This is a genomic window from Nocardia farcinica (assembly GCF_029867845.1).
Classification (GTDB): domain Bacteria; phylum Actinomycetota; class Actinomycetes; order Mycobacteriales; family Mycobacteriaceae; genus Nocardia; species Nocardia farcinica_A.
In genome coordinates, this window is the sequence record NZ_JARWRU010000938.1 from 1 (window position 1) to 6560 (window position 6560).

A 6560-nucleotide genomic window follows, 5' to 3' on the forward strand; every position below is an offset into this window, starting at 1 on the left:
CATGCCGACGCCCTGGCCGAGCGCGGCCTGATCTTCCGGGTCGCCGCCGAGGAGGATCGCAGGCGCATCCTCATCGGGCTCAGCGCCCGCGGCGTCGAGTTCGGCGGCGACGGTGCGGCAGACGTGGAAGGGCGAGGGCGAGGCGTCGACGAAGGCGCACAGCCCTTCGGCGGTGGCGGTCGTCGTCGCGGTGGCAGCGGCGGAAACTGGCATACCGCCGATCCTAGGCAGGCACGAGCGCGGGCACGGAACGCCGCGTGGGTGGAGGCGGGGCCGGGACCACTCAGGCTTCGGCGACGATCTCCAGCAGCCGCAGCAGTTCCTCGTAGCGGCGGCCGCCGAGGGTGGCCCTGATCCGCTGTTCGGCGAGCGCCTCGTCGGCGCGGACGGCCTCGACCAGCTCGACGCCGCGGGCGCTGAGCCCGATGAGGATGCGCCTGCGATCCTCCTCGGCGGCGACCCGGAAGATCAGGCCGCGCTCGGCCAGGGCGTCGGCATGCCTGGTGGCCGAGGACGGCGCCAGCTGGGATTTCGCCGCCAGCTGGCTCATGGTGATGCCGGTGTCGGCCGAGAGGTTGCACAGCATCGACCACTGGTCGGGCGAGAGCTGCCGCGCGCACAGTGCGTCGTCGAGGTGGCGCAGCCAACGGCGTTCCGCGGCGCGCAGCGCACCGTGCAAAGTCGCGGTGCGGCTTACAATGAGGGCCATCGTTTTCCCGCCTGCCAATTGTTCGCTCGATCGAGAAGAAGAGTACCGAATGTCCGCGTCCGGCGAGAGCCCCGAGCACACGCTGGAGATCCTCAATATCGTCCCGATGCGCGGACCGCTGGCGATCGCGGTGCCATCGAACGACAATGCGGTGACGCTGGCCGGTGAGGAAATCAATTCCGGCAGTGGAATTCTCGGGCGGGAGATCCGGGTCACGACCATCGACGGCGGCCGTTCACCGCACCAGGTCGCCGAGGAGATCTCGGCGCTGCTGGCGACCGGCATGGTGCACGCCATCACCGGCTGGCACACCTCCTCGGTCCGCATGGCGGTCGCCGAGGCCAACGCGGGCCGGGTGCCCTTCGTCTACGCCGCCTGCCACGAGGGCCTTCCCACCCCGCCCGGCCTGCTCATGCTGGGCGAGCACCCTGCCGAGCACGCGCTGGCCGCGGTGGCCTGGGCGCGGCGCGAGCTGGGAGTACGGCGCTGGGCGATCATCGGCGCCGACTACATCTGGCCGCGCGAGCTGGCCAAGGCGGTGCGCCGGGAGTGCGGCGGCCGCGACGCGGTGGTGCTGGAGCGTTTCATGCCGCAGGGGGCCGACGATTTCACGGCCTTCCTCGACCATCCCGATCTCGACGCCGCCGAGGGCGTGCTCGTGCTGCTGCTCGGCGCCGACGCCGCGGCGTTCAACCGGCAGTTCGCCGCGGCCGGACGCGACGAGCACCAGGTCAGGATCGGGCCGTCGGTCGACGAGAACGTGCTGCTCGCCGGTGGCCCGAGCGCGCACCGCAATCTCTACGTGCCGTCGAGCTTCTTCGTCGACGAATGCCCCGGCGGCGATCTGAAGCTCCGTTACCGTCGCCGCTTCGGCACCTTCGCGCCGGAGCTGACCACCTTCAGCAAGGCGGGCTACGAGGCCCTGCACACGCTGCGCGCGGTCGCCGAGGCGGCGGGTTCGCTTGAAGTGCCCGAGATCGAACGGGCGATGCGGCGCGGACCGGCGTTCGAGGCGCCCGACGGGCTGTGCTTCTTCCGCGGCCACCAGGCCGTGCGGCCGAGCCATCTGGCCCGGGTCGAGGGTGTCGACTTCGAGATCGTCGACACCCTGCGCACGGCGGGCCTCAGGCCGTGAGCCCGGTCGAGCGCCGGACCCGGGCGGCGGACGGAGCGGGACGGTGACCGGACTCCGGCGGTGACGGACTCAGGCGGTGACGAGGCTGTCGAGCACCGAGAGGAACAGGCCGAGGCCGTCGTCGCTCGGACCGGTCAGCGGCTCGGTCGCGTGCTCGGGATGCGGCATGAGGCCGACGACCCGGCGGTTGGGCGAGGCGATGCCCGCGATGCCGCGCTGGGAGCCGTTCGGATTGTCGCCCGCGTAGCGGAACACCACGCGCCCCTCGCCCTCCAGCTCGTCGAGCACCGCGGCCGAGGCCTGGTAGCGGCCCTCGCCGGACTTGAGCGGGATGAGGATCTGCGCGCCCGGCTCGTAGCGGGAGGTCCAGGCGGTGTCCACCGATTCCACCGACAGCCACTGATCGCGGCAGATGAAGTGCAGGCCCTCGTTGCGGGTGAGCGCGCCGGGCAGCAGCCCCGCCTCGCACAGCACCTGGAAGCCGTTGCAGATGCCGAGCACCGGCATGCCCTGCTCGGCGGCCCGCACGACCTCGCCCATCACCGGTGCGAACCGGGCGATGGCGCCTGCGCGCAGGTAGTCGCCGTAGGAGAAGCCGCCGGGCACGATCACCGCGTCGACCTTCTTCAGGTCGGCATCGGCGTGCCAGAGGTTCACCGCCTCCGCGCCCGCCAGCCGAACGGCCCGCGCGGCGTCGACGTCGTCGAGGGTGCCGGGGAAGGTGATGACGCCGATGCGCGCGCTCACGACAGCCGCACCACCTTCCAGTCCTCGATGACGGTGTTGGCCAGCAGGCGTTCGGCGATCTGCTCGAGCTCGGCATCGCTGACGTCGTCGGCCACGTCGAGTTCGAACCGCTTGCCCTGGCGGACATCGGAGATGCCCTCGAATCCCAGGCGCGGCAGTGCACCGACGATGGCCTGTCCCTGGGGGTCCAGGATCTCGGCCTTCGGCATCACCTCGACCACGACTCGTGCCACGAGTTGCTCCTAGCTCTGAGGACACCACCCACGACGGGGTGGTGGTTGCGGGGGAATACCCGTGCAGCCTAGTTGTCCGCCCACGTCGCGGCACCTGCGGGGTCCGCACGCACAGCATTCCGCACGCATAGCATGGCGCCATGCGCATAGCCCACTTCGGACACTCCTGCCTGCTCGTGGAACTACACGGCAAGAAGATCCTGTTCGATCCGGGGACCTTCTCGCACGGCTTCGAAGGCATCACCGGTCTGGACGCGATCGCGATCACCCACCAGCACCCCGACCACATCGACCCCGAGCGCATCGACGCGCTCGCCGAGGCCAATCCCGGCGCGCGGCTGCTGTCGGACCCGCAGACCGCCGCGCAGCGCGGCGGCCGCTGGGAGGCGGTGCACGCCGGCAACGTGCTCGACCTGGACGGGCTGCGCATCACCGGCGGTGGCGGACGCCACGCGGTCATCCACCCCGATCTGCCGGTGATCGACAACACCGTCTTCCAGCTCGGCACCGCCGACGACCCGGCGCAACTGGTGCACCCCGGCGATTCCCTGTGGGTGCCGCCGGTGCCGGTCGGCGTGCTCGCCGCGCCCGCCGCCGCACCGTGGATGAAGATCAGCGAGGCGGTGGACTATGTGCGTGCGGTGAAGCCGCGCACCGCGATTCCGATCCACTACGGCGTCGTGGCGCCCGAGGCCAGGGGCATCTACTTCGGCAGGCTCACCGAGATGCGACCGGAGGGAACGGAATTCGAAGCGCTCTCGGTCGAGGAGAGCCGGGAATTCCCCGACCGGGCCTGAGCGCGCGAATCCCGCGCGAATCACGGGAGCGGCGACCGGAATTCGACCGGGGCGAAGCCGTTCCGGCGCGCCGCGCTTCCTGCGCCGGAATACGAGAAGCCCCGCACCACATGAGCGGCGCGGGGCGGGCAGTCGGTCGTTCCGCGTGCCTGTCGGGTCAGCTCGCGCTCAGGGACTCGACGAGGACCACGATCAGGGCGAGGATTTCGTCCAGCATGATTGTTCCTTTCGAACTGTCGGGGTGTTCCTTGCATTGGGAGAGTTGCTCGTTCGCGCGCACACAAACAGCGGCGCGCGAATTTCTCTCGAAAAACTTTCCCGGGCCGCGAAATAGACCGAAGCGCTTCCGCTCACGACGGAAGAATCCGACCGAAACCCAGAAAATTCCGCGATTCACGGAAATTGCGCAGCATCAGCCCGACATGCCCGAACACCCGGAATTCTGCTCCGGGTCCGGGTTTCGTTCACGAACCGGCGGGTATTGCCCGCCACGTGCGCGGGCACACCCCTGAAACCGCCGCCGTTTCGCCCACCGGGTCCTGCCGCCGGGCCGACGGCACCCCAGGCAGCCGGGCCGAGAGCCCCCTCAGTCGGCGAGGCCGACAGCCCCTCAGTCGGCGAGGCTGACAGCCCCCCCTCAGTCGGCGAGGCCGACGATGTCGAGGACCCAGGCGAACTCGAACGCCACTTCCTTCCACTTGGCGTACCGCCCGCTGACGCCGCCGTGCCCGGCGCTCATCTCGGTCTTGAGCAGCAGCGGCTTGTCGCCGGTGCTGGTGGCGCGCAGCTTGGCCACCCACTTGGCGGGCTCCACGTACAGGACCCTGGTGTCGTTGATGCTGGTGATCGCCAGGATGGCCGGGTAGTCCTTGGCCTCGACGTTCTCGTAGGGCGAGTACGACTTCATGTAGTCGTAGACCTCTTCGTCGGCCAGCGGGTTGCCCCACTCGTCCCACTCGATGACTGTCAACGGCAGCGAGGGGTCCAGGATCGAGGTCAGCGGGTCGACGAAGGGGACGTTGGCGAGGATGCCGGCGAACAGTTCCGGCGCGAGGTTGGCGACCGCGCCCATGAGCAGCCCGCCCGCGCTGCCGCCGTCGGCGACCATCCGGTCGGGGGCGGTCACGCCGGTGTCGACGAGGTGGCGGGCGCAGGCGACGAAGTCGGTGAAGGTGTTCTTCTTCGACAGCGTCTTGCCGTTCTCGTACCAGAGCCTGCCCATCTCGCCGCCGCCGCGCACGTGCGCGACCGCGAAGATCAAGCCCCGGTCGAGCAGCGACAGCCGCGCCACCGAGAAGCCGGGGTCGATGCTGGACTCGTAGGAGCCGTAGCCGTAGAGCAACAGCGGGCGCGGCCGCTCGCCGGGGTCGGCCGTGCCCTTGCGCCACACCAGCGAGATCGGCACCCTGGTGCCGTCCTCGGCCACCGCCCAGTCCCGGCGCTGGCCGTATTCGGAGGCGTCGAAGCCGCCGAGCACCGGTTGTTCCTTGCGCAGCAGCAGCGCGCCGGTGGCGGGCACGTAGTCGAAGACCTGCATGGGGGTGATGAAGGAGGTCAGGCCGATGCGCAGGGTCGGCTGCGCCCACTCCGGGTTGCCGCCGAGGCCGACGGCGAACAGTTCGAGGTCGAACTCGAGCTCGCGCAGCTCGCCGTAGCCGGACTCGGTGAGCGGCCAGACCGCGACCCTGGTCAGCGCCTCGCGGCGGTAGCTGAGCACCACGTGGTCGGCGAAGGCGTCGACATCCTCCAGCCGCACGTCGTCGCGGTGCGCGATGAGGGTGCGCATGGCCGTCGGGTCGCTCACCGGCGCCTCGGCCAGCACGAAGTTCTGTGCCTTCGCCCCGTCGGGACCCCCGTCGTTGTGCAGGATGAGGAAGCGGTCCTCGCCCGCGATCACCGCGTGCTCGGCGGAGTACTCCACGCCCTCGCGGCGCGGCAGGATCACCCGGAACTCGCCCTCCGGGTTGTCGGACTCGAGCACCCAGCCTTCGGTGGTGATCTTGGAACCGACCCAGATCATCAGGTACTTCTCCGAGCGGGTCGCGCCCACGCTGACCCAGTACCGCTCGTCGGGCTCGTGGAAGACCTTCACGTCGGCGTCGGTGCCGGTGCCGAGGCGGTGCCGCCAGACGGTGTCGGGCCGCCAGGACTCGTCCACGGTCTGATAGAAGATGTGCGTCCCGTCCAGCGACCAGGTGGCGCCGGGCGCGGTGCCCGCGATCTCGTCGGGCAGCAACTCGCCGGTGCGCAGGTCCTTCACCCGCAGGGTGTAGCGCTCGTCGCCGACGGTGTCGACCGAATAGGCCAGCAGGTGCCCGTCGTGGCTGATGGAGAAGGCGCCGAGGGCGAAGAACTCGTGCCCCTGCGCCAGTTCGTTGCTGTCGAGCAGCACCTGTTCGCCGGGGATCTCCCGGTCGGCCTCCAGCTGCGGCGGAGTCCAGGCCGCCAGGTCGTCCGCTGAGGTGTCGATCGGGCACCGGCAGTGCACGCCGTACTGCTTGCCCTCGAAGCTGCGCGAGTAGTACCAGTAGCCGCCCATCCTGGTCGGCACCGACAGGTCGGTCTCCTGGGTGCGCGACTTGATCTCCTCGAAGATCTTCTCCCGCACTCCGGCCAGATGGGCGGTCTTGGCCTCGGTGTAGGCGTTCTCGGCCTCGAGGTAGGCGATGACCTCGGGATTCTCCTTGTCCCGCAGCCACTCGTACTCGTCGACGAAGACGTCGCCGTGATGGATCCGCTCGGTCGGCACCCGCTTGGCGATCGGCGCCGCCACCTGACTCTCGACAGACATGGGCTCCACCCTACTGACCCGCCGCCCGCGCGCCCGGCGGATCGGCGGCGCGACCTACGTCCCGCCACTAGGCTCGCGCCATGCCCCTCGCCACGGCCGTCCGTCACGTCGCCACGGCGCTGCGCCGCCCCACCGCCCGGCTCGGGCT

The 6560-nt window shown here is 70.2% G+C and carries 7 protein-coding genes and 1 pseudogene; 2 read left to right on the forward strand and 6 right to left on the reverse strand.

What is annotated here, in order from left to right; genetic code table 11:
* Both QH283_RS20625 and QH283_RS20630 read right to left on the reverse strand, forming a co-directional pair.
* Nucleotides 1-213, reverse strand: a pseudogene (locus tag QH283_RS20625) (hypothetical protein); the annotation flags it as partial.
* A 70-nt stretch (nucleotides 214-283) separates the two neighbouring features.
* Nucleotides 284-709 carry a MarR family winged helix-turn-helix transcriptional regulator gene (locus tag QH283_RS20630; RefSeq protein ID WP_280504625.1) on the reverse strand — a complete coding sequence of 142 codons (426 nt, stop codon included), beginning with the start codon at nucleotides 707-709 and terminating at the stop codon, nucleotides 284-286.
* A gap of 49 nt (nucleotides 710-758) precedes the next feature.
* Between QH283_RS20630 and QH283_RS20635 the strand changes: the two genes are divergently transcribed.
* On the forward strand, nucleotides 759-1844 hold the full coding sequence (locus tag QH283_RS20635) for a substrate-binding domain-containing protein (protein ID WP_280504626.1): 1086 nt from the start codon (nucleotides 759-761) through the stop codon (nucleotides 1842-1844).
* Nucleotides 1845-1913: 69 nt separating this feature from the next.
* On the opposite strand, the gene purQ is transcribed toward QH283_RS20635, so the two are convergent.
* Both purQ and purS read right to left on the reverse strand, forming a co-directional pair.
* The gene (gene purQ, locus QH283_RS20640) at nucleotides 1914-2591 is read right to left on the reverse strand and encodes a phosphoribosylformylglycinamidine synthase subunit PurQ (protein ID WP_280504627.1); all 678 of its coding nucleotides are present in this window, start codon (nucleotides 2589-2591) and stop codon (nucleotides 1914-1916) included.
* The gene (gene purS, locus QH283_RS20645) at nucleotides 2588-2824 is read right to left on the reverse strand and encodes a phosphoribosylformylglycinamidine synthase subunit PurS (RefSeq protein ID WP_280504628.1); all 237 of its coding nucleotides are present in this window, start codon (nucleotides 2822-2824) and stop codon (nucleotides 2588-2590) included. The genes purQ and purS overlap by 4 nt, the downstream gene beginning before the upstream one ends.
* Before the next feature lie 140 nt (nucleotides 2825-2964).
* Here purS and QH283_RS20650 point away from each other — a divergent pair, with 140 nt between their 5' ends.
* A complete protein-coding gene (locus tag QH283_RS20650) occupies nucleotides 2965-3621 on the forward strand; it encodes an MBL fold metallo-hydrolase (RefSeq protein ID WP_280504629.1) in 657 nt (218 codons plus the stop codon).
* A 157-nt stretch (nucleotides 3622-3778) separates the two neighbouring features.
* Here the strand turns inward: QH283_RS20650 and QH283_RS20655 are convergent, their stop codons facing one another.
* Nucleotides 3779-4018: a hypothetical protein gene (locus tag QH283_RS20655; protein ID WP_280504630.1), complete on the reverse strand. Its 240-nt coding sequence runs from the start codon at nucleotides 4016-4018 to the stop codon at nucleotides 3779-3781.
* Nucleotides 4019-4258: 240 nt separating this feature from the next.
* Nucleotides 4259-6412 (reverse strand): S9 family peptidase, encoded by a 2154-nt coding sequence (locus QH283_RS20660; protein ID WP_280504631.1) that lies wholly within the window; start codon nucleotides 6410-6412, stop codon nucleotides 4259-4261.
* Between the last annotated feature and the right edge of the window lie 148 nt (nucleotides 6413-6560).